14 protein-coding genes and 1 pseudogene are annotated in these 22,313 nt (G+C 70.6%); 7 read left to right on the top strand and 8 right to left on the bottom strand.

The annotated features are described in order from the left end of the window. Positions 1-137: 137 nt before the first annotated feature. Positions 138-1,451, bottom strand: coding sequence for a cryptochrome/photolyase family protein (locus tag ABT352_RS31035; RefSeq protein WP_350948526.1), 1,314 nt, complete (start codon positions 1,449-1,451; stop codon positions 138-140). Positions 1,452-1,586: 135 nt separating this feature from the next. Here ABT352_RS31035 and ABT352_RS31030 point away from each other — a divergent pair, with 135 nt between their 5' ends. The 3 genes and pseudogenes from ABT352_RS31030 (at position 1,587) to ABT352_RS40795 (ending at position 4,409) form a co-directional block, all read left to right on the top strand. Next, entirely contained in the window at positions 1,587-2,537 is a 951-nt protein-coding gene (locus tag ABT352_RS31030; RefSeq protein WP_350948525.1) for a MerR family transcriptional regulator, read from the top strand. Between the two features lie 267 nt (positions 2,538-2,804). Further along, positions 2,805-3,290, top strand: a pseudogene (locus tag ABT352_RS40800) (RNA polymerase sigma factor); the annotation flags it as partial. 141 nt (positions 3,291-3,431) lie between these two features. Continuing rightward, a complete protein-coding gene (locus ABT352_RS40795) occupies positions 3,432-4,409 on the top strand; it encodes a YbgA family protein (RefSeq protein WP_502992910.1) in 978 nt (325 codons plus the stop codon). A 61-nt stretch (positions 4,410-4,470) separates the two neighbouring features. Here ABT352_RS40795 and treZ read toward each other — a convergent pair whose 3' ends face one another. The 4 genes from treZ to ABT352_RS31005 form a co-directional block, all read right to left on the bottom strand. Further along, entirely contained in the window at positions 4,471-6,207 is a 1,737-nt protein-coding gene (gene treZ / locus ABT352_RS31020) for a malto-oligosyltrehalose trehalohydrolase (protein ID WP_350948523.1), read from the bottom strand. A gap of 3 nt (positions 6,208-6,210) precedes the next feature. Next, positions 6,211-8,778 carry a malto-oligosyltrehalose synthase gene (treY, locus tag ABT352_RS31015; protein ID WP_350948522.1) on the bottom strand — a complete coding sequence of 856 codons (2,568 nt, stop codon included), beginning with the start codon at positions 8,776-8,778 and terminating at the stop codon, positions 6,211-6,213. Continuing rightward, positions 8,771-10,876 carry a glycogen debranching protein GlgX gene (gene glgX, locus ABT352_RS31010; RefSeq protein WP_350948521.1) on the bottom strand — a complete coding sequence of 702 codons (2,106 nt, stop codon included), beginning with the start codon at positions 10,874-10,876 and terminating at the stop codon, positions 8,771-8,773. The genes treY and glgX overlap by 8 nt, the downstream gene beginning before the upstream one ends. Positions 10,877-11,165: 289 nt before the next feature. After that, positions 11,166-14,531: an ATP-binding protein gene (locus ABT352_RS31005; protein WP_350948520.1), complete on the bottom strand. Its 3,366-nt coding sequence runs from the start codon at positions 14,529-14,531 to the stop codon at positions 11,166-11,168. A 183-nt stretch (positions 14,532-14,714) separates the two neighbouring features. On the opposite strand from ABT352_RS31005, the gene mscL reads away from it, so the two are divergent. The 4 genes from mscL to ABT352_RS30985 all read left to right on the top strand — a co-directional run bounded on the left by mscL (position 14,715) and on the right by ABT352_RS30985 (position 19,563). Continuing rightward, on the top strand, positions 14,715-15,143 hold the full coding sequence (mscL, locus tag ABT352_RS31000) for a large conductance mechanosensitive channel protein MscL (protein WP_350948519.1): 429 nt from the start codon (positions 14,715-14,717) through the stop codon (positions 15,141-15,143). Positions 15,144-15,251: 108 nt separating this feature from the next. Beyond that, positions 15,252-18,320, top strand: a complete 3,069-nt coding sequence (locus ABT352_RS30995) for an AfsR/SARP family transcriptional regulator (RefSeq protein ID WP_350948518.1) — start codon at positions 15,252-15,254, stop codon at positions 18,318-18,320. Positions 18,321-18,566: 246 nt separating this feature from the next. Beyond that, positions 18,567-19,298, top strand: a complete 732-nt coding sequence (locus tag ABT352_RS30990) for a hypothetical protein (RefSeq protein ID WP_350948517.1) — start codon at positions 18,567-18,569, stop codon at positions 19,296-19,298. A 73-nt stretch (positions 19,299-19,371) separates the two neighbouring features. Then, positions 19,372-19,563 (top strand): hypothetical protein, encoded by a 192-nt coding sequence (locus ABT352_RS30985; protein WP_350948516.1) that lies wholly within the window; start codon positions 19,372-19,374, stop codon positions 19,561-19,563. A gap of 41 nt (positions 19,564-19,604) precedes the next feature. On the opposite strand, the gene ABT352_RS30980 is transcribed toward ABT352_RS30985, so the two are convergent. From ABT352_RS30980 to ABT352_RS30970, 3 genes are all read right to left on the bottom strand, one after another. Continuing rightward, positions 19,605-20,030 carry a cellulose binding domain-containing protein gene (locus tag ABT352_RS30980; protein WP_350948515.1) on the bottom strand — a complete coding sequence of 142 codons (426 nt, stop codon included), beginning with the start codon at positions 20,028-20,030 and terminating at the stop codon, positions 19,605-19,607. Positions 20,031-20,864: 834 nt separating this feature from the next. Then, positions 20,865-21,683 carry an anti-sigma factor domain-containing protein gene (locus tag ABT352_RS30975; protein ID WP_350948514.1) on the bottom strand — a complete coding sequence of 273 codons (819 nt, stop codon included), beginning with the start codon at positions 21,681-21,683 and terminating at the stop codon, positions 20,865-20,867. Next, a complete protein-coding gene (locus tag ABT352_RS30970; protein WP_350948513.1) occupies positions 21,667-22,236 on the bottom strand; it encodes an RNA polymerase sigma factor in 570 nt (189 codons plus the stop codon). The genes ABT352_RS30975 and ABT352_RS30970 overlap by 17 nt, the downstream gene beginning before the upstream one ends. Between the last annotated feature and the right edge of the window lie 77 nt (positions 22,237-22,313).

Here is a 22,313-nt window from a genome sequence, read left to right as displayed (position 1 = left end):
CCCAGCCCCCGCCGCCCTCGCTGTCGCCGCCGATTCCGACGGCGGTGACGATCATCCCCCCCCCACCACCGCCGGGGCTTCTCATCGTGAGGCCCGTCGCGAGGGTTCGCGCCTCGGCGGGCGACGACCCGGCCGGCTCAGTCCATGGACACCAGGGGCGCCGGATAGCCCGGGACACCCGAGGGGAGCCTCCAGGGCTCGTGGATCATCCTCGTGGGCACGGTGCCGAGCTCGGGGACGTGACGGCGGACGTACTCGCCCTCCGGGTCGTACCTTTTGGCCTGCCGGATGTGGTTGACGGGCCGGTTGGGCCGGGTGTCGTTGCCCGTCCCGGCGACCCACTGCCAGTTGCCGTAGTTGTTGGCGACATCGCCGTCGAGCAGCAGATCGAAGAAGTGGTCGGCGCCGACGCGCCAGTCGACGCCGAGCCGCCGGACGAGGAACGAGCCCACGATCATGCGGGCCCGGTTGTGCATCCATCCCTCGCTGAGCAACTGCCGCATCCCCGCGTCCACGATCGGGACCCCGGTCATGCCCTCCTTCCACGCCTGTGCCGCGTGGTCGTCGTCGCGCCACTCGTGCCCGCGCGGCCGGTAGTCGTCGCGGTTGATGCGCGGGAAGGCCCGCGTCACCTGGTAGAAGAAGTCACGCCAGCACAGCTGCCTGACGAACTCCTCGGCACCCCCGCCTTCGCCCTCCCCCACGCCTCCCACCTCCCTCGCGAGCGCCTCCAGCTCCAGCGGCGAGACGCAGCCGAAGCGCAGGTAGGGGCTGAGCCTGGAGGTGCGGTTACCCGCCATGTCGTCGTGGCCGTCGGCGTAGTCGTCCACGCAGTGCTTCAGCCACTGCCTCATCCTCCGGCGCCCGACCGTCTCACCACCTCTGAACAGCTCGTGCGACGCGCGCCCCGGTTCGGGCGGCCTCCCGGCCCACACGCCGTCGGGAACGCGCACCACACCGGGAGCCTTGAGCACCTCCCTGCGCGGCTGCCGGGCCCAGGCCCGCCAGTAGGGCGTGAAGACCCGGTAGTGGTCGCCTCCGCCCGACGGCCTGAGCGCGTCGGGGGGCACGATCGTCAGACCGGGGAACATGTGGAACGCCGTCCTGGCACGCTCGCACTCCTCGGCCAGGCGCCGCTGCCTGCGTCGCGCGAGGGTGCTGACGTCCGTGCTGACGTGGACGGCCCGTGCCCCCGTCTCCCGCGCCAGGCGCATCGTCTCGGCGATCGGATCACCACGGCGCACGATCAGCTCACCACCCCGCTCACGGAGCGACTCGCGCAGGTCGGCGAGGCACTCGGCGAGAAATCCCCGGCGGTCGCCGCCGGGCACGGAGGGATCCGCGACGAAGAGGGGGACCACATGACGTGCGTGCTCGCACGCCGCGGCGAGCGCCGGATGGTCGTGCACCCGGAGATCGCGGCTGAACAAAACGATCACAATATCGGTCACGATTTCCTTTCGCCCGGTCACACTCCGCTGGTTGCATCCACCGGGGGCCCGAAAATCGAATAGGTGTTCATGGAGCGACCGCTCGCGCCGCCTGTCAAGCTGGTACGACAGGTGGCAGGCCTAAAATGGGACGGGATGGATGAGCAGCGTCAGGTGGCGACCGTAGAGGAACCGAGCTACGGCATCGGGGCCGTAGCTCGACGCCTTGGAGTGCCCGCCCCCACACTGCGGACCTGGAACCTACGCTACGGCGTGGGTCCGAGCCGCCGGAGCCCGGGGGGGCACCGTCGTTACGACGCCCGCGACCTGTGGCGCCTGGAGGAGATGAACCGGCTCATCAGGAGCGGGGTGCCCGCCTCCGACGCGGCACGGGAGGTCCTGAAGATCGAGACCGTCCCACCGCCTCCGGCGGAGCGGGAGGCCGGGCGGCCCGCCCGCGAAAAGATCCCGTCCCTCCCTGCGGCGCGGCCGCCGAGCGTGCCGACGGTGGCGATGCTGACGCGGGCGGCGATGACGCTGGACAGCGGGACCGTCCAGGAGTGGATCGGCGCGGCGCTGGCCAGACACGGCGTGCGGTGGACCTGGGAGTGCCTGGCCCTGCCGGTCTTCGAGACGATCTGCAGGCGCCAGCTGGAGAACGGGGCGAGCATCGAGATCGAGCACCTGTTCTCCGACCGGCTGCTCGCCGCGCTGATCGCCCTCACCGAGCGCCCCGCCCGGCCGGCCGGTGACCGCCCCGTCCTGCTCGCCTGCGCCGAGAACGACCTGCACAGCCTGCCGCTCTACGCGCTCGCCGCGGCGCTCACCACCGACCACCGCGTGGAGACCAGGGTGCTGGGCGCCAGGACCCCGTACCCGGCGCTGGCGGACGCGATGCGGCGGCTGTGCCCCTCGGTGGTCTTCGTCTGGTCCCAGCAGCTCGAGACCGGCGACCCCGCCCCCCTCGCCTCTCTGCCCACGCTCCGCCCGTCGAGCCTGATCGTCGCCGGCGGCCCCGGCTGGTGGGACAGCCTGCCCGCGTCCGTCCCCCGGGTCACGTCGTTCCAGGACGCCCTCACCCGCGTCACCACCGCGGCCCTCGCCTGACCCCTTCCCGGCACGCCGTCCTCCGCCCTCGGCTCCCTCGGCCCGCCCTCGCCTGACCCTCCCGCGTCGCCTCCTCCTGTCACGCTGGGCCACCTTTCGGAAACGTCCCGCCTTCTTCGCTCCCGGTCGCGTGGTGTCGTCCTCTCCTCACCGAACTCCCCGCCGGACCCGCCGGACCTGCGGGTATCTCCCTGCCCCCACTTGCGATCACCGCCGTCGAGCGACTATGAATAAGTTTTGAGTAGGTTATTGAGACAAGGGGGCATCATGACAGACCACCTGAACACCCGGTTCGCCGAGGGCGACGAGGCGGCCCTGACCGAGTGCCTCCGCACCCACGGGCCCCTCATCCGCTCCTACCTGCGGCGATTCGTTCGACCACAGGATGTGGAGGATCTTCAGCAGGTCGTGTTCGCGGAGGTCTGGCGTTCCCGGCACCGCTTCGACCCGGAACGCAGCCTCCCCGCCTGGATGCTCGGGATCGCCCACAAGCGCGCGGTCGACCAGCTGCGGGTACGCACCTTCCAAACGGTGCCGCTGGATGTGATCGCGGACCCCGTCGGCGACGACGGCCGGGCCGACGGCGAGGAGCTGGCGGAGCGCGACCAGGTGCGGCGGGCACTCGCCAGGCTGCCCGAGCCGCAGCGCCAGGCGATCGAGCTGGCCTACTACGACGACCTGACCCAGCGGGAGATCTCCGAGAGGCTGAGCATCCCGCTCGGCACGATCAAGGCCCGTACGGCACGCGGCCTGCGCCGCCTGTCCGGCATCCTCGGCACCGCCACGACGCGCGACCGGGACGCCGCACCACACCGGGAGAAAGTGTCCGCCGTGCGTGGCGCGAGCGGTTCGAGCGCGATGGACGAGATGGACAAGGTGGGCGAGATGGGCGAGATGAACGGAACCGACGAGGCGGGCCGGCGGGCCGTCAGGCCGAAGGTCGCGGTGTCCAGCTGCCTGATGGGCGAGCCGGTCCGGTTCGACGGCGGACACAGCCGCAACCGGTTCCTCAACAACGAACTGGACAAGCACGTCGAGTGGGTGCACATCTGCCCGGAGATGGAGATCGGCCTCGGCAGCCCACGCGAGACGCTGCGCCTGGAGCGCTCACCGGAGGGCACGCGGCTGGTCACCAGGAAGAGCCGGGTGGACCTCACCGACAGGATGACCGCCCTCGCCGCCGAGCGGGTTCCCGCCCTGCTGGAGGTGGACGGCTACATCCTCAAGTCCAAGAGCCCCAGCTGCGGGGTGCACGGCATCCCCGTCCACGCGGGTGGCACGACCGTGGGCCGCAAGGGCAGGGGGGTGTTCGCGGGCGTGGTCCTCGACGCCTATCCACTGCTGCCCGTCGAGGACGAGGGACGGCTCAACGACGCGCTGCTCCGCGAGAACTTCGTGGAACGGATCTTCGCCCGTGCCCGGCTCCGCGCCCTGCTGGAGAGCGACTGGCGCCCTCGCGACCTGGTGTCCTTCCACGCCCGGCACAAGATGCAGCTGCTCGCCCACGACCCCGTCGCCTTCAGGGAGGCGGGCCGGCTGGTGGCCGGCGCGGGCACGCGGCCCCGTGAGGAGCTGGCCGCCGACTACACCCGCGTCTTCGACACGGCGTTCGCCACCAAGGCGAGCATCGGCCGGCACGTCAACGTCCTGCAGCACTGCGTGGGAATGGTGGGCGACGCGCTCGACCCGGCACGCCGCGCCGATCTGGCGGAGGTCATCGCCTCCTACCGGGCCGGGCAGGTGGCGCTGAGCGTCCCGGCGACCCTGATCCGCCACCACGCCCAGAGCCTCGCCGCCGACTACGTACGGGACCAGACCTACTTCTCCCCGTACCCGGAGGACCTCCGGCTGCGCAACCACGTGGCCGCCTGACCGTCACCGCCGACGCGACGGCCGCCACGACGGTCAGGCGGATCAGGGGATCACCGGCCGGTCAGAGCGCCGGATCCAGCCGCACGATCGCGAGGGATCGGGGAGGCAGGAAGAGCTCCTCCCCCTCCACGGTCGCCGACGGGTCGGAGGCGAGCAGGATGTGATCGGGCCCTGATCGTGCCGCCCTGCCCGTCCCGAGCCTCACCGTGAGCGCGACCGGGCCGAGGTTCGCCGCCACCCTGAGCCCTCCCCGGTGCACGACCAGCCAGGACTCGCCGTGGTCGACGCGTACCCGGTCCAGCCTCGGGTCCGTCAGCTCCGGGTGAGCGCGGCGCAGCGCGATCAGCGCCCGGTACCAGTCGAGGTGCGCCCGGTGGGCGTCGTCGTCCAGCTCGCTCCAGTCGAGCTTGGAGCGCAGGAACGTCATCTCCTCACCGGGGTCGGGGGCCTTGTCCGCCCAGTCGTCGTAACCGAAGCCGACGAACTCCCGCCGCCGCCGATCCCCCTCGCCCTCGCGCAGCTGCGGCTCGACGTGGTCGGTGAAGAACAGGAACGGCGATCGCGTCCCCCACTCCTCCCCCATGAACAGCATGGGCGTGAACGGCGAGGTCAGCAGGAGTCCCGCGGCGAGCCGCAGCGCCTCGGGCGCCATCCGGTCGCCCTCGGCCCGGTTGCCGATCTGGTCGTGGTTCTGCGCGCAGCAGACGAAGCGGTAACCGGGCACGTGGGACGCCGGGCGGCCGTGCGAGCGCCCCCTGAAGGAGGAGTAGGTCCCGTCGTGGTAGTAGGCGCGAGCCAGCACCTTGGGCAGCGCGCCGTGGAAGTCGTCGTAGTAGCCGTGCCGCTCACCGGTCACCGCCACGTGCAGGGCGTGGTGAACGTCGTCGTTCCAGGCCGCCGCGAGGCCGAACCCCCCGGCCTCGCGAGGGGTCATCAGCCTGGGGTCGTTGAGGTCGGACTCGGCGATGAGGGTGAGCGGCCTGCCCACCGCCGCCGACAGCGCCTCCGCCTCGACGGCGATCTCCTCCAGCAGGTGCACGGCCCGGTTGTCGTGCAGGGCGTGCACGGCGTCCAGTCGCAGGCCGTCGATGTGGTAGTCGCGCAGCCACTGCAGCGCGTTGCCGACGAAGTAGGCGCGCACCTCGTCGGAGCCCGGGCCGTCGAGGTTCACGGCCTGCCCCCAGAAGGAGGAGGCACTGGAGTGGAAGTACGGGCCGAAGGGGGCGAGGAAGTTGCCCGAGGGGCCGAGGTGGTTGTAGACGACGTCGAGGATCACGCCGAGCCCGCGCCGGTGGCAGGCGTCCACGAAACGCTTGAGCCCGTCGGGGCCGCCGTAGGTCTCGGTGACGGCCCACAGGTCCACGCCGTCGTAACCCCAGTTGCGTCCGCCGGGCACCGGCGGCACCGGCATGATCTCCACGAAGTCGACGCCGAGCTCCGCCAGGTGCTCCAGCCTGCCGATCGCCGCGTCGAAGGTGCCCTCGGGGGTGAAGGTGCCGATGTGCAGCTCGTAGATGACCGCGCCCGGCAGGTCACGCCCCCGCCACAGCGCGTCGCCCCACTCGAAGCGGCCGTGGTCGTAGACCCGGCTCGGCCCGAAGATCCCCTCGGGCTGCCACCTCGTCCTGGGGTCCGGCAGCGCCTCGCCCCCGTCCAGCCGGAACCGGTAGTCGGTGCCGTGCCCCGCGCCGGGGACCTCCACCGCCCACCAGCCGCCGCCCGCCGACGACATCGGGTAGCGGACCTCGCCGATCTCCACGTCAACCGCCGTCGCCGACGGCGCCCATACCTCGAACATCGGTCAGACCCTTTCCAGAAGCGCGACAGGGTGAACGGAGAGCAGGTGGGCGAGCGGGATCCGGCCGGTGTACTCGGTACCCGACAGCAGGTCCCGCCAGGTGCCATGCGGCAGGGTGAGCGTGGTGCTCCCCCACCCGCCGCGCCGCTCCAGGCCGACGGGCAGCCGGGTGGCCACCGTCACGGCCCGCTCCCCCCTCGCGAAGGCGATCGCGTGCTCCCCGGCCTCGATCGGGACGTACGGCGCCTCGGGGTCCAGCCTCCGGCGTAGGTCCAGGGCACGGGCGGTGATCGCCAGCTTGGCCTCGTCCCAGCTGAGGGCGGCCGTGGCGGCGGGGCTCGGGTGCGGCTCGTCCGGGTGTTCCTGGCTCGCGTGGGCCTGGGCCGCCGAGAGCATCCGGCGGCGCAGCTGGAAGTCGACCGGGCGCCGGTTGTCCGGGTCGACCAGGGAGAAGTCGGTGATCTCGTTGCCCCAGTACACGTCGGGCACGCCGGGCAGCATGAGCTGGACGATCTTCTGGCCGAGCGAATTGGACCTGGCGTACGGCTCGATCCTCGCGGCGAACTCCGCGACCGAGGCGCCGCACTCCTCGACGGCCCGGCCGACGAAGTCGCGGATGCCGCGCTCGTAGGCCGGGTCGGGGGTGGCCCAGGAGATCGAGGTCTTGGCCTCACGGGCCGCCTTGAACAGGTAGTCGAAGAACCTGTCGGGCCCGATCGGCCAGGAGGCCATCAGGTTCTGCCAGGCCAGGTAGTCGAGGGCCGGGTCGAAGGAGACCTTCGACGACCACTCGCCGACCGCGGCCGCCCACTCCTCCGGCATCTCCGACAACACGGCGAGCCTGGCCCGTACGTCCTCGGAACGCTTGGTGTCGTGCGTGGAGAGCGTCGTCATCGTGCCCGGTGACATCTCCCGGCAGAACGCGTGGAACTCCTCGACGGACCCGCCGAAGCGGTCGGGCTCGCCGCCGACCTCGTTCAGGCAGGACAGGGGGTACCAGCGGTACAGGGCGGTGTCCTCGACCCCCTTGGCCATCACGGGGCCGCAGGTCTGCTGGAAGCGGGTGACCGCGTCGGCGGGCCCGGTCAGGACCCGCTCGACGACCTCCGCCACCGGGGCGCCCTCCGGCAGCCGTCCGGCGGCGACCCGCCCCGCCTCCTCGACGATCCTCGCCGAGACCTCGGGCACCGGCTCCCCCGGCACCGCGTAGGCCCGGTAGACCGGCATCGCGGCGAGCAACTCCACCAGCGTTTGACGGTCGGAGCCGACGACGGCGTGCAGCCGGTCGATCTCGGCGCCGAAGAACAGGTTCAGGACCTCCGCCTTGGACTCGCGGACCACCGCCGCGTAGTCGCCGCCGACCCCGGTCAGCCGGGTGAACAGCTCGACCAGCGGCTCCCTGCCCGCCGGGTCGACGAACAGGCCGGTGATCCGGTTGAGCGTTTCGTAGCCGGTGGTGCCGTCGCACTCCCAGTCGGCGGGCAGCCGCTCGGAGCCGACCAGGATCTTCTCCGCCACGGTCCACACACCCGACCTCTCGCGCAGCCGCGACAGGTAGCCGCGCGGCTCGGCGAGCCCGTCGGGGTGGTCCACCCGCAGCCCCTGGATCACCCCCTCCTCCACCAGCGAGAGGATGACGGCGTGCGTGGCGTCGAACACCTCGGGGTCCTCGACCCGCACCCCGATCAGCGAGGACACGTCGAAGAACCGGCGGTAGCCGGGGCCGCGCCGCCAGTCGACCAGCCGGTAGTACGTGTCGGGCAGCGGGAACTCGTGGTCGTGGTAGCGCAGCACGTCGCCGTCGGCCACCGTCTCGCCCTCGTCACCGAGCACCGGCATGTTCACCTTGCCGCCGTCGCCGTCGGTGCCGTCGCCGTCCTCCACGGACCAGTCGATGTCGAACCACGACGCGTACGGCGAGCCCGGCCCGTCCTTGAGCACCGACCACAGCTGCGCGTTGCCCGACTCGGGCACCGGGATCGTCATGTGGTTGGGCACGATGTCGACGACGATGCCGATCCCGTGCTGGGCCATGGTCGCCGACAGCTCCCGCAGACCCTCGACGCCGCCGAACTCCTCGCGCACGCGCGAGTGGTCGGTCACGTCGTAGCCGTGCCGCGACTCCGGCACGGCCTGCAGGATCGGCGACAGGTAGACGTGGCTCACTCCCAGATCGCGCAGGTACGGCGCGAGCTCGGCCACCTTGTCGAACCCGAAGTCGGGGGTGAGCTGGAAGCGGTAGGTCGAGACCGGGACCTCGTACGAGCCGGGCGACGGCGGAGGCGCGGGCGCCTCCTCGGGGAGCTCGAAGGGGTCGGTCACGTCCCCGCCGGTCCCGAGGGCGGCGTCCGCGAGGAGCTCGTCATGGGCGACCTGCGGCGGCACCGAACCGGGCCGGACATCGGGCAGGGGGTCCGGCGGCAGGCCGGGCCCGGGAACCGGCTCGGGCAGCGGAGTGGGGAGCGGATCGGGCGGCAGAGCGGGCTCAGGCACCGGCTCGGGCAGCGGATCCGGCGGCAGAGCGGGCTCAGGGACGGGCTCGGGGACCGGCTGGGTCGTCGGCTCAGACACGGCGCAGCACCCTCACCGAACGGCCGACCACCGGCACGCTCTCTCCGGCCCGGCAGACCCGGGTGTCGACCGTGATCGGCATCGCCGTGTCGATCTCCGTCAGCCACATCTCGCCGTAGTCCTTCGGAAGCGTGAACTTGATGACGTCGTGGTGGGCGTTGAACAGCAGCAGGAACGAGTCGTCGACGATCTGCCGGCCCCGGCGGTCCGGCTCGGTGATGGCGTCGCCGTTCAGGAAGACGGCGAGCGACTTGGCGTACCCCACGTTCCAGTCCGCGTCGGTCATCTTCTCCCCTCTCGGAGTGAGCCAGGCGATGTCGCTGAGGTTCTCCTCCGAACCGCGTACGGGCCGCCCGTAGAAGAACCGGCGCCGGCGGAACACCGGGTGGTCGGCGCGGAGCTTGGCGAGCCGCCGGGTGAACTCCAGCAGCAGCCAGTTCTCCCTGATGTCGGACCAGTCGACCCAGCTCAGCTCGTTGTCCTGGCAGTACACGTTGTTGTTGCCCCGCTGGGTGCGGCCCAACTCGTCGCCGTGGGAGATCATCGGAACGCCCTGGGACAGGAACAGCGTGGTCAGGAAGTTGCGTTTCTGCTGCTCGCGCAGGGACTCGATCGCGAGCGAGGCGGGCCCCTCCTCGCCGCAGTTCCAGGAGCGGTTGTCGTCGGCGCCGTCCCGGTTGTCCTCGCCGTTGGCCTCGTTGTGCTTGTGGTTGTAGGAGACGAGGTCCTGCAGGCTGAACCCGTCGTGGCAGGTGACGAAGTTGATGGAAGCGGCGGGGCGGCGGCTGTCGTCCTGGTAGAGGTCGCTGGAGCCGGTCAGCCGGGAGGCGAACTCGGGCAGCGCGGCGGGCTCGCCCCGCCACAGGTCGCGGATCGTGTCGCGGTACATGCCGTTCCATTCGGTCCACCTGGCGGGGAAGTTGCCCACCTGGTAGCCGCCCGGCCCGACGTCCCACGGCTCGGCGATCAGCTTGACCTGCGACAGCACCGGGTCCTGCTGGACCAGGTCGAAGAAGGCGCTCAGCCGGTCGACCTCGTGCAGCTCACGCGCGAGCGTGGAGGCCAGGTCGAACCTGAAGCCGTCCACGTGCATCTCGATCACCCAGTAGCGGAGCGAGTCCATGATCATCTGAAGCACGTGCGGGGAGCGCATGAACAGGCTGTTGCCGGTGCCCGTGGTGTCCATGTAGTACCGCTTGTCGTTGTCGACCAGGCGGTAGTAGTCGGCGTTGTCGATGCCGCGCATGCTCAGCGTCGGCCCCAGGTGGTTGCCCTCGGCCGTGTGGTTGTAGACCACGTCGAGGATGACCTCGATGTTCGCCTCGTGCAGGGCCTTGACCATGGCCTTGAACTCCAGCACCTGCCCGCCGCGCTGCCCGGTGCTCGAATAGGCGTTGTGCGGCGCGAAGAACCCGATGCTGTTGTAGCCCCAGTAGTTCGTCAGGCCCCGCTCGGCGAGGACGTGGTCGGTGACGAACTGGTGCACCGGCATGAGCTCGATCGCCGTCACCCCGAGCGCGGTCAGATGATCGATGATCTCCGGGTGGCCGATCGCGGCGTACGTGCCGCGGATCCGCTCGGGGATCTTCGGGTGGTTGATCGTCAGGCCCTTGACGTGCGCCTCGTAGATCACCGTGTCGTGGTACGGCGTGCTCGGCGGCCGGTCGTGCCCCCACCCGAAGAACGGGTTGATCACGATGGAGCGCGGCACGAAGTCGGCCGAGTCGGCGTCGTTGCGGCTGTCGGGCTCGCCGAAGCGGTAGCCGTACACCGCCTCGTCCCATTTCACATCCCCCTCGACCGCCTTGGCGTACGGGTCGAGGAGGAGCTTGGCGGGATTGCACCGCTGCCCTCTCGGCGGGTCGTACGGGCCGTGCACCCGGTAGCCGTACCGCTGTCCCGGGCCGACGCCCGGCAGATATCCGTGCCAGACGAAGCCCTCACACTCGGTGAGGGTGACCCTGGTCTCCTTGTTCTCCTCGTCGAACAGGCACAGCTCGACGCGTTCGGCGGCCTCGGTGTAGAGCGCGAAGTTGGTTCCCGCGCCGTCGTAAGTGGCCCCGAGAGGATAAGGGTCACCCGGCCAGATCTCGATCATCAGTCCCTCTTGAGCGTGGTGACCCCCGCCTTCAGGCGGGGGAGGGAACACGGCGCATCGCCGTACTGCGGTTTCTCTCGAAAGTATGAGCGGACTCGGCCGGTGGGGAGGACGTCAACGCACCGCCTTTCGGCGGTGGAGAGATATGCCCCATGTTCGCGTGGCCATGCGCACATTCCCATTCCTGTGACGGTGATCTCTGCCCGGCCGTGAACCTCCTCGCACCTTCATCACCTAACCCGCTCGTCACGGGCGAAACGTACCGGCCCGGCGAGCGGACCGCGAGGCGTCATGGCGAGCGGAGCCTCTCGCCCAGCGCGCGGATCGCGGGCTCGTAGACGCGTGTCCCCGCCCCGGCGGCGAACGCCTCGGCCGCCCGCAGGTGGGCCTTCGCCCGACCCTCGTCACCGCCGAGCAGGGCGAGCCTGGCCAGGCACAGGTCGGTCAGGGACCAGCCCAGCAGACGGCCCGCGTGCGGGGCGAGCCTGCCGTACAGGATCTTCCCCGCCGCCTCGTCGCCCAGCGCCGCGCAGACCTCGCTCACCGCGTCGGGGACGAACCGGTAGGACAGCTCGGGACCTATCTCCGCGAACCCGTCGCGGGAGAGCTCGGCGAAGGCGTCGCGCGCCTCGGCCGTGCGGCCCAGGTCGATCAGGGCCAGGCAGCGCAGGACGCGCCAGGGCTTCTGGCCGGGGCGCCGGGCGAGCATCGCGTCGGCCAGCGCGAGCGCCTCGTCCGCCCTGCCCCGGTCGCGTCCCTTCCCCACCTCGTGAGCCCCGCCCGGCCCGTGACCCGCACCCACCTCGTGCGGCCGATCCGGCCCGTCGCCCTTGTCCGCCGCCCGCAGGGCCAGGAAGCGGAACATCTCCCGGCGCAACGACGCGTCGTCCCGCCCCAGCGCCCCCTCCGGGTGGGCCGCACCGGAGGCGTCGGCCGCGGCGAGCGCGTCGTCGAAGCGTCCGGACAGGTAGGCGTGCACCGCGGTCTGCCAGGCGGCCAGGCTGATCATCGAGGGAAGCCTGAGCCGCTCCGCGGTCTCCCGCAGCCAGGCGAGCAGCTCCACGGCCCGCTCCGCGTCCCCGCTGTCCCCGCTCGCGTTCAGCTCGACGTACTCGTTCTCCCTGCCGATCCACTCGACGACCAGGTCCCCGCCGCGGCGGCCGATCTCCGCGATCTCGCGGGCGACCGCCTCACGGCGCCCGTGGTCGTGGCCGGGGCGCAGCAGGATCTGCAGGGCGATCAGCGTCCTGGACAGGGTCCGTTCGTCACCGGTGAGGCGGGCCATCCGCACCGCCTCCTCCGCCATCTCCGTGCTCCGCTCGACGGGCCGTACGGTGGAGCCGGTCAGCGCGGCGGCGGCGAGCAGCCGCGCCCGCCACGGCGAGTCCCCGGCCAGGCCGGAGGCGAGGACCCGGTCGATGCGCTCGGCGAGCCGGGCGATGCCGGTCATCTCCTCGTACATGGCGGAAGAGATCGGGTCGGAGAACCCCAGGACCGCCCTGGCCAGCCGGTTGTCGTCGCCGAACCGTTCGGCGATCTCCGCGGCGGCCTCCAGGGAGGCGTGGGCCGCGGCGCTCATCCCCGCCGCGGCCTGCGCCTCGGCCAGGTCGAGCAGCAGGTCGCAGCGGAGCGCGTCGTCGGGGCCCGGCAGCCGGTCGATCATCGCGATCGCCCGCTCCAGGTTCTCCACCGCGTCCTCGTGCGCGAACTGCGCGGTCGCCTGGGCCGCCGCGCGCCGGGTGTAGCCGATCGCCCTGCCCGCCATCCGGGAGTTCAGCAGGCCCTCGCGGTAGTGGTGGGCGATCTCGGTGAGGCGCGTCCCGCTGCGCTCCTCCAGCACCTCCGCGATCCGCGCGTGCAGCTTCCTGCGGCGCAGCGGCGGCAACGCCTCGCGCAGCACGTCACGGACGATGTCGTGAACGAACCGGCAGCTCGGCCCGTCCCCCTCCACCAGCAACCGGGCGCCCACGGCGGCGTCGACGATGTCGAGGATCCGCTCCTCCGGCAGCTCCGCCACGCGCGTCAGGATGTCGGTCGCCGCCTCCCTGCCGAGCAGTGCCGCGACGGTCAGCACCTCCTCGGTGCCGGGCGGCAGACCGGCCATCCGGCCGCGCACGACGTCCGACAGCGCCTCGGGGGTCTTCCCGAGTTGCAGCACCTCCCCCAGGAAGAACGGGTTGCCCGCGGTCAGCCTGTCCATCTCCGCGGCCAGGTCCGGGTCGGCGCCCGCCCGTCCCAGATACTCGCGGATCTCCTCCTCGGCCAGGCCGCGCAGCAGCAGCCGCCGCACGTGCGGCAGCCGCAGCAGCGCGCCGAGGGCGTGATCCAGCGGTTCGCCGGGGCGTACGTCGGTGTCGCGGTACGTGGCCACGACGGTCAACTCGGGGCAGAGCCTGGTGGAGGCGAGGAACTCCAGCAGCCGCAGCGACGAGGTGTCCGCCCACTGGAGGTCGTCGAGGACCACCAGGACCCGGCCGTGCTCGTTCAGCAGCCGGGCGAACGCCTCGTACAACGCGAACTGCCCGGCCTGCCCCGCACCGGCCTGCCCGGCTCCGGCCAGCCGCGCCAGCTCGCCGTCCCTGCCGACCAGGTCCCGCACGGCCTGCGTCCAGGGCCAGAAGGGCGGCGCGCCGGCATCGCTCCAGCAGCGCCCCCACACCACCCGGTGGTCCCGCGCCCGCGCGGCCTCCGCGGCGTGCTCGGCCAGGCTGGTCTTGCCGATACCGGGCTCCCCGGCGAGCAGCACCACCCGATGCCCCTCACCGGCGACCGCCCGCTCCAGCACCTCGGCCTCGGCGTCCCGGCCCACCAGGCCGGCGCCCTCCCCCTTCGCCGACTCCTTCGCCGACTCCTTCACCGTCGCCTGGCCCGTGCTCGCCACGAGGCGGGGCCTCAGCCCGGGATCCTGGTCGAGGATGCGCCGTTCCATCTCCCGCGACCGGGGATCGGGGTCCAGCCCCATCTCCTCCATCAGCAACCGGCGTCCCTCGGCGAGCACGCCGAGCGCGTCGGCCTGCCGTCCCGCCTGGTAGAGCGCGTGGGCGGCGAGCACGCGCAGCCGTTCCCTGAAGGGGTGTGCGCCGATCAGGTGGGCGAGCCCGCTCGTCAGCGCCGCCCCCCGGCCGAGCGCGAGTTCCGCCTCGGCCAGATCCTCCTCGATCGTGAGCCGCAGCTCGGCCAGGTGTGAGCTCTCCTCCACCGCCCAGGAGGTGTCGGAGAGGTCCGCGAGCGGCTCCCCCCTCCACTCCCCCAACGCCAGCCGCAACCGCCCGACCGCCCCCTCGTGGTCGCCCCCGGCCCCCAGGCTCCTGCCCTCGGCCAGCCGCTCCCGTACCCTGCCCAGGTCGATCGCGCCGCCGGGGACGTCCAGTACGTAGCCTCCCGGTTTGCTGACCAGAACCGTCGGGGGAACGTTCCTCGTCCTGCCCGGCTCGAAGACGCGGCGGAGCTTGGAGACGTACGCCTGCACGGTGTTGAGCGCCCCCGGAGGGGGGTCGCCCTCCCAGAGCGCGTCGATCAGCCGGTGCGGGGCGACCGGCCGCGGGGCGGCGAGGACGCACATGGCCAGCACCAGCCGCTGCTGGTAGGGGCCGATGTCCAGCGCGCCCCCTTCGTCGGTGAACGCCTCGACAGGGCCCAGCACACGAAAGTCCATCCGGCCACCTCGCTCGTGAATGCGCTGATAGTAACCTTTCATCCTCGCTGCCCTATTCGGCCGGTACGGCCGCGCGCGGTCTTGCCGATATTCTCCTCACCGGAGAAAATCCCGGAAAAGACGGAAGTTTGGCCGCCGACAGGTGAGCAAAGCGACCGTCCTCACGAGTGAAGGACATGAGTGATGGGCGGATTCAAGAAGTTCCTGATGAGGGGCAACCTCGTCGAGCTCGCCGTGGCGGTCGTGATCGGAGCGACCTTCAGCGGGCTGGTGCAGGCCCTGGTCAAGGACCTCATCACGCCGCTGATCGGGGCGATCACGGGTGGCAGGGAGCCGGACTTCTCGCAGTACGTGTTCACGATCAACGGTTCCAAGTTCATGTACGGCGACTTCATCAACCACCTGCTGAGCTTCCTCATCATCGCCGCGGTCATCTACTGGTTCGTCGTGATGCCCATGACCCGGCTGGTCGCCTTCTTCGACAGGAACAAGCAGGCCACCGAGAAGGACTGTCCGGAGTGCCTGAGCAGCATTCCGGTCGAGGCCAGGCGCTGCGCGTTCTGCACCGTGGAGCTGTCGCGGGTCGCCGTCGCCGACAAGCCGCCGGCGTAACCCGGCCCCGCCCCCGAGCCCCCCGGGGCCCGGGGTCCTCAATGATCATTGACGGGCAGTGGAAGGTCGGGCAAACTTGGCCCCTGCGAAGTCTTCCAGGGGAGTGGTATGGACTTCTCCGTCCTGGGGCCGGTCGAAGTGCGCGCCGACCACCAGGCGCTTCCCCTGGGCGGACGCAAACAGAGGGCCCTGCTCGCGGTTCTGCTTCACCACGCCAACAGGTCCGTGCCCGACGACCTGCTCGTGGACGCGCTCTGGAGCGAGCAGCCGCCGAAGACGTCCGCCAGCAACCTGCGCCTGTACGCCTCCCGCGTCCGCCAGTCCCTGGGCGGCGACCGGATCCTGCGCAGGAACGGCGGCTACCTGCTGGTCGTGCACCCCGGCGAGCTGGACGTCCATCGATTCCAGTCACTGGCGGCGGAGGGCCGCGACGCGTTCCTGCACGGCGACCACCACGAGGCCGCCGACCTCCTCCACCGGGCCCTGCGGCTGTGGCGCGGCCCCGCGTACGCCGACCTGCGGTTCGTCGACGACCTGTCCGGCGAGGCGGCGCGCCTGGAGGAGCTACGGCTCACCACCCTGGAGAACCGTGTCGAGGCCGACCTCACGGTGAGGTTCCAGCCGGAGCTCGTCGCCGAACTCACCGGCCACGTGAACGCCCACCCGCTCCGTGAACGCCTGCGGGCGCACCTCATCCTGGCGCTCGCCCGCTCCGGCCGGAGCGCCGAGGCGCTCACGGTGTACGCCGACGCCCGGCGCCTGCTGAACGAGGAGCTCGGCGTCGAGCCCGGGGAACGGCTCCGCGACCTCCACCGGCTGATCCTGGCCGGGGAGTGGGCGACCCCCGAGCACCCGCAGGACGACCAGCCGGAAACCGGACAGGGCCCGCCCGAGTCGCGCGATCCTCCCGCGGAGCTGCCGATGAACATCGCCGACTTCGCGGGGCGCGACGAGCAGGTCAGGGAGCTCGTCGCCCGGCTGGAGGAGTGCTCCACGACGACCGTCTCGGTCATCACCGGAATGGGCGGCATCGGCAAGACGACGCTGGCGCTGCACGTGGCGCACCGGATCGCGGACAGGTTTCCCGGAGGGCAGCTCTACGTCGACCTGCAGGGCGCGCACGAGGAGGAGCAGGCGCACCCCGGCCACGTGCTCGGACGGTTCCTCGTCGCGCTGGGGGTGCCCGGGTCGAGCATCCCCGAGTCGGTCGAGGCACGCGCCGCGCTGTACCGCAGCCGCCTCGCCCGCGAGAAGGTCCTCATCGTCCTCGACAACGCGGCCTCCGAGGAGCAGGTCAGACCCCTGCTCCCCGGCGTGTCCGGCTGCGCCGTGATCGTCACGAGCCGCGCGAGGCTCTCCGGCCTGGAAGGCGTACGGCCGGTCGAGCTGGACGTCCTGAGCACCCAGGAGGCCGTGGACCTGCTCTCGCGGATGGTCGGGCACGACCGCGTCGCCGCACAGCTCCCCGCCGCCACCGAGCTCGTCTGGCTGTGTGACCGCATCCCGCTCGCCGTACGCGTCGCGGGCGCGCGGCTCGCCGCCCGCCCCCGGCAGAGCATCGCCTGGCTCGTGGGGCGGCTCGCCGACGAGCGCGGACGCCTCGACCAGCTGACCGTCGGCGACCACGCGGTCAGGGCGAGCCTCGCCCAAAGCTACGTCGGCCTCCCGGAGAACGCGCGACGCGCCTTCCGGCTGCTCGGCCTTCTCGACGTGCCCGGCTTCGCGAGCTGGGTCCCCGCCACCCTGCTCGACCGCCCCGACCAGGAAGGGCAGACATACCTGGAGCTCCTGGTGGACGCGCAGCTCGCCACCATCTCCGGGATCGACGCCACCGGACAGGCCCGCTACCGCTTCCACGACCTCGTCCGGCTGTACGCCCGCGAGCGCGCGGAGGCCGAGGAGGAGCCCGCCGAGCTGCTGCGCGCGACGACCCGGGCGTTCGGCGCGTGGCTCTGGCTGGCCGAACAGGCGATGGAGCACGTCCACGGCGCCTGCTACGCCGTACTCCACGGCCCCGCACCGCGCCGGGCGCTACCGGGGGAGATCGCCGCGTCCCTCCTGCGCGACCCCCTCGCCTGGTTCAACGCCGAACGGACCGCGCTCGCCGGTCTCGTCGAGCAGGCCTGCGCTTTGGCACTCGACGACTTCGCCTGGGACCTCGCCGGATGCCTCGAACGCTACTTCGACTCCCACGGCTTCTTCTCCGAGTGCCGGCGCCTCAACGAACGGGCCATGCTCGCCTGCCGTACGGCGGGAAACCTGCTCGGCGAGGCCGTCATGCTGCGCGGGCTGCTCGACGTGACCACCTGGACCGGCGTCGAGCACGAGGGCGGCGCGATGGTCGCGCTGCACACCAACGCCGTCCGGCTCGCCGAGATGTTCGCCGAGGTCGGCGAGCTGCGTGGGCTGTCGGACGCCCACGTGATGTGCGCCTGGGGCCTGGCCGCGCAGGGATTCGTCGAACCGGCCGTGGAGGCGGCGGAGACGGCGCTGCGCCTCGCCGAGGAGACCGACCACCTCGGCGGCCGGGCACGCGCGCACCTCGCCCTCGGCATCACGAACGGCCAGCGGGACGTCCCCTCGGCGATCCCGCACCTGGTGAGCGCGCTGCAGGTGGCCGAAATGCTGGGAAACCCGCGCTTCGAGGCGACATGCCTGCAGTTCCTCGGCCTCGCGTACGTCGAGACCGGCCAGTTCGAACCCGCGGAACGGTGTCTCAACCGCTCGCTCGTCATGTCCCGGATGGCGAAGGACCCGGCCTCCGAGGCGATGACCCTGGTCACGCTGGCGAAGCTCTACAGCGGCGACGGCGACGAGCGGGCGCGCCCCACGGCCGAGACCGTGGAGGAGCTCAGCCGCCGCTACAACCTCACCCACCACCTCGCCGACGCCCTCTGGATCCTGGGCGACCTCGACCGCGCCGACGGCGACTACCCGCGAGCCGTCGAACGCCTCACCGAATCCGTGGCGCTGTGGCGCACCCGCAGCTGGACCACATACCTGGCGGGCGCGCTCCGCAGCCTCGGCCTCGCCCACGTGGCGGCCGGCGACGGTGAGAAGGCCCTGAAATGCTGGCGCGAGTCCCACGAACTCTTCACCCTCATCGGGGACAGAGCGAAAGCGGACGATCTGGCCGGACTGCTCGGACGCCACTCCTCGATCACCGGCTGCCCCTGATCAGCTTTTTTTGTATGCGGAAAATATGCAGTCGCTCCGTAGGGTCCGAGTGGCAGGAGATTTAGTGGTCGTCTGAAGCTTCACGATCCGTACGAGAATGAGCAGACTCGTTCTCACCGGGGTCACACAGGGGCTGACCCTTCCCGCGTATCGTGAGCCCTCGGCCATCAGCGTGTCCTCCGGGCCGATCACCCGATCGGTCCGGCCCTTTCCCTCCGGGAGAGGCACCCGGAGGACAATGGAACCGTGAGTTTCGAACTGGCCGTCTGGTACGAGCCCAAACCGATCACCAGAGAACGCGCGGAGAACGTCTTCCTGGGCCTCCGTAACACCGAGCCTCGGCCCGCCGCCGGGGCGGCTCCTTACAATGCCGGGGCAACTCCCACCGGGGAAGCCCATGACGCCGAGACGGCTCCCGCCGGGGAGCCTCAGGACGCGGGTCCCCGTCCCGAAGAGGGGGAAGACGCCGCCGAGGCGCACCCGGGGCTGGCGGCCTTCGCCGACCGGCTGCCCGGGGCCGAGTGGCTCTCCCCCGACCACGTCCTGGTCAGCATGGACCCCGAGCGGGCCGACGAGGTGTCCTCCGAGATCTTCGCCCTGGCCACCGAGTGCGGGCTCGTCTGCTACGACCCGCAGCGCGGCCTGGTGCACAACCTGTCTCCGCGGGGCGTCTACCCGACCATGGAGATGCGCACGGGCGACGGGATGATCGTGGTCTCACCGGACCTCCAGCTCATCTCCGACGCGCTCGCGACCATGTCCCCGCAGAACCCGTTCACCGCCCTGGTCGTCTTCGGCGAGCACTTCGTCCAGAGCTCGCCGGAGATCTCGGGCTACGAGCTTGAGTACAAGGACAGCGTCAGAAACCGGATGTTCCGCACGCACGTCCCGGACCTGAAGGCGGTCCAGGAGGCCTTCACCGAGTACGCCACCGGCGAGCGCGCCTTCTTGGAACGCCACGACTGGAAGCTCGTCTGACTTCGTTTTGACGGGGCGGTTCCATTTTCCGGGGCCCGAGGCGCCTTCCGGGGGTGCCGTGTGGTTTTTCTCGGTGCTCATTGAGCTGATCTCAGCGAATTTCGGTTGGATGATCGTGCTCGAATTGGGTGAGGACGAGGGCGGCGCGGGTGATGTCGCCGATTTTGCCGGGGCCGGCGGTGATGCGCCGGCGGCCTTCGAGCCTCATGGCCCGGGCGGACGTCGTCGCAGAATACGAGAAATTCCTGATCTCGCGACAAACTGAAAGCCGACGAACGGACGAGCCCTATGGACTCGCCCGTTTCATCAATAGGTGATGGTGCACTGACTGGAAGTGGGAAGAGGCGGCGAGGTGGTCGTCATAGGCATGTCGATCTCGAACCCGAAGTTCGCGTACTGGTTCGGCAGGATGGCGCCGTTCCACGACGCCGGTCTCCACACGGTCGTCGAGAACCTATTCACGTTCCAGAACAGGTGAACGACCGCGCCCGCCGAGAAGGGAAAGTTGATGACCGCCTCCCAGGTGGTCGACGGTGTCGTGCCGGTGTTGGTCAGCCGCGCATCGACCTGCCACCTGTACTGCCCGCCGACGGTCCCCCGGTAATTGGCTTGGAACGTCAACGTGCAGGTGGTGGCGGCGTTGGCGGGTGTGACGACGGTGAACGCGCCGAACAAGGCGGCCACCAGCCACATGATCAGGCGCCGTCGCCGACGGACGCGCCGTTCTGTCATGGGCCTCTCCTGTCAGGAAGTGCGCGCGATGAAAGACACACGCATAGGCGATGATCGAACGATACGATCGGCATCGAATATCGTCAACGGCACTGAAAGTTTCAGCTATTCAATGAAATGATCTCAGTGGAATAGTTCCGACAGCTGGGATTTCTGAGACATGAATGGTGGAATTCCAGGCTTATCGGGAGAAGTCTCGGCCGCGACCACAAGATCTCCCGTGTCACCACCTACCGCTCCATCGACGAAGGAATCGAGATCCTCGCTCAAAGGCCGACGGCGCACACTCCAGCGCATCACCGCCGACCTCAGCCGGATCAGCGCCATCGTCAAAGCCGCACTCGTCCTCACCCATTTCGAGCACGGCTACATGACGTAGGAGTCGCTGAGATCATCTCATTGTGGTTGTTCGTATTCTCATACGAGCGGGCGGGTGCTCTTTGTGCCCGCTGCGGTGGGCGGGTGCTCCGGCCGGCCGTCTCAGTTGCGCTCCGGTGTTTCAGGCCTCCGGCCTGCTCGGGCGTGGTGGTTGCGGGCTCTTTTTAAGCCGGCCGGAGCACCCGCCCACCTCCGCTGCACGTGTTCGGGCCGTGCGGGGTGCGGGCCGTAGTTGCTTTCTTTCCGGCCGCCCTGACGACCCGCCGCCGCTGAAGCGTCTTTCAAGGCACGTTCAGGGTGAGTCGCCGTAGCTGAAGCGTCCCGTGCACGACCCAGTCCAGGGCTGAGGCGCCACAGGCCGCCCCCGCGCAACCCGAATGACCGTTGGCCTCCTGTTAACCGGATTCTGCGTGGACACGCGAGCCGAGCCCGCCGCCGATGCGACGGGCTCGTCCCCTATCCGTGCAGGGTTCCGCGCAGGAAGCTGTCAGAGGAATGTCCGGGATCTCCGTCGAGCGGTTCGCGCGAAACGTCCACAACCGGATAGTCGGTGGTCCTGACGTTCGCGGGCAAGGGGTATGAGGCCTCTCCCGAAGGGCCCAGCGTTCCGAGCGAGATCATCCGCTTCGCGGCCTGGTCGAGCAGCCAGACCTCGTAGAAGCCGTCGGGTGCGGGCAGCCCGCTGAGACGGACCTGCAGGCGTTCGCCGTCCGATCCGGTCCTGAGCTCCGCCACGCCGTCTCCCTGCTTGCCCGGCAGTGCGCTGAGCACCGTCTGAGCCACGACGGTGTCACGATTCGGAGCCAGCCCCTGGAAGAGGAACGTACCGCCGATCCCGATGACCAGACCGGCGGCCACGGCGGCGAGCAGTTGGACGCGGCGGCCGACACGCGACCTCGCCGCCCCGCTGCCCGCTTCGCGGGAAGGACGGAGCGGGCGGGGCCGCGCGGGCGCTACGGCAGGAGCGGCCGGGTCCGGCGGAGCACTCGGGCCTGCGGACCCGCCCAGGCCGGGCGAGGCCTTCGGCTTGGCCTGGACGAGCGGAGCAGCCTGAGCAGGTCCGGGCAAAAGGTCGGGAGAAAGGCCAAGCTCCGCGCGTATCCCCTCCCATACATCAGGGCTGGGATGCTCCAGCGGTCCCTGCCTGACGGCGGAAACGACCTGAGCGAGCCCCTCGAGACGTTCACGGCAGTCCGGGCAGGTGGCCAGGTGCGCGGAATCGCTCTCCTCCCCCAGGGCGATCAGCGCGAGCGTGTCATCATTCAGATGGTGCACCGTTCACCCCCAGACGTCGGCGCAGCCGGTCGAGCCCTCGGCTGATGTGACTTTTGACCGTGCCCAGTGGCAGATCCAGCTTGGCAGCGATCTCGATGTGCGTGAGCTGCTGGTAAAAGGCCAGTTCAAGGATGGTACGTCGCGGCTCGCCCAGCTTGTTCAGCTCATCGGTCAGCAGGACACCGTCGGTCACCGTGTCCAGGGCGGGAGGCTCCTCGACGGCGGAGCCCACGGTGTGGGAGATCTTCTGATCCCGCTGAATCAGCCTCCAGCGGTCGGCCACCTTGTGACGGGTGATGCCGGTGAGCCAGGCGGCCAGGGATCCGGCCTCGGCGTTGTAGCCGGCTCTGCCCTTCCACGCGGCGATGAACACCTGTTGGGTGACGTCCTCGGCATCGGCGGCGTGCCGCAGCGAGCGCAGCGCGAGCGTGTAGACCATCGGGGCCCATCGGCGGTACGCCTCGGCCAGGCAGCGCTCGTCTCCGCCGCGCAGGCCGTCGGCCAGGGCGTCCTCGTCCAGTTCGGCTCTGTCGTCGTCAGTGCTGTGCGACATGTCCGGTGGGGGTGGTCGGGAACAATCATCATCCATTTCTTCGGCGGCGAATGGGGGGTGAAGGTGCATCCATGCGG

It is taken from the genome of Streptosporangium sp. NPDC000563, from assembly GCF_040299985.1.
GTDB lineage: Bacteria > Actinomycetota > Actinomycetes > Streptosporangiales > Streptosporangiaceae > Streptosporangium.
This window is presented reverse-complemented; position numbering and strand designations above follow the sequence as displayed.

Bases quoted from the DNA above. Each gene is read 5' to 3' on its own strand.
- ABT352_RS31030 (WP_350948525.1), top strand. From the start codon at position 1,587: ATGGATGAGCAGCGTCAGGTGGCGACCGTAGAGGAACCGAGCTACGGC.
- ABT352_RS40795 (WP_502992910.1), top strand. From the start codon at position 3,432: ATGAACGGAACCGACGAGGCGGGCCGGCGGGCCGTCAGGCCGAAGGTC.
- treZ (WP_350948523.1), bottom strand. From the start codon at position 6,207: ATGTTCGAGGTATGGGCGCCGTCGGCGACGGCGGTTGACGTGGAGATC.
- glgX (WP_350948521.1), bottom strand. From the start codon at position 10,876: ATGATCGAGATCTGGCCGGGTGACCCTTATCCTCTCGGGGCCACTTAC.
- ABT352_RS31005 (WP_350948520.1), bottom strand. From the start codon at position 14,531: ATGGACTTTCGTGTGCTGGGCCCTGTCGAGGCGTTCACCGACGAAGGG.
- mscL (WP_350948519.1), top strand. From the start codon at position 14,715: ATGGGCGGATTCAAGAAGTTCCTGATGAGGGGCAACCTCGTCGAGCTC.
- ABT352_RS30995 (WP_350948518.1), top strand. From the start codon at position 15,252: ATGGACTTCTCCGTCCTGGGGCCGGTCGAAGTGCGCGCCGACCACCAG.
- ABT352_RS30980 (WP_350948515.1), bottom strand. From the start codon at position 20,030: ATGACAGAACGGCGCGTCCGTCGGCGACGGCGCCTGATCATGTGGCTG.
- ABT352_RS30970 (WP_350948513.1), bottom strand. From the start codon at position 22,236: ATGTCGCACAGCACTGACGACGACAGAGCCGAACTGGACGAGGACGCC.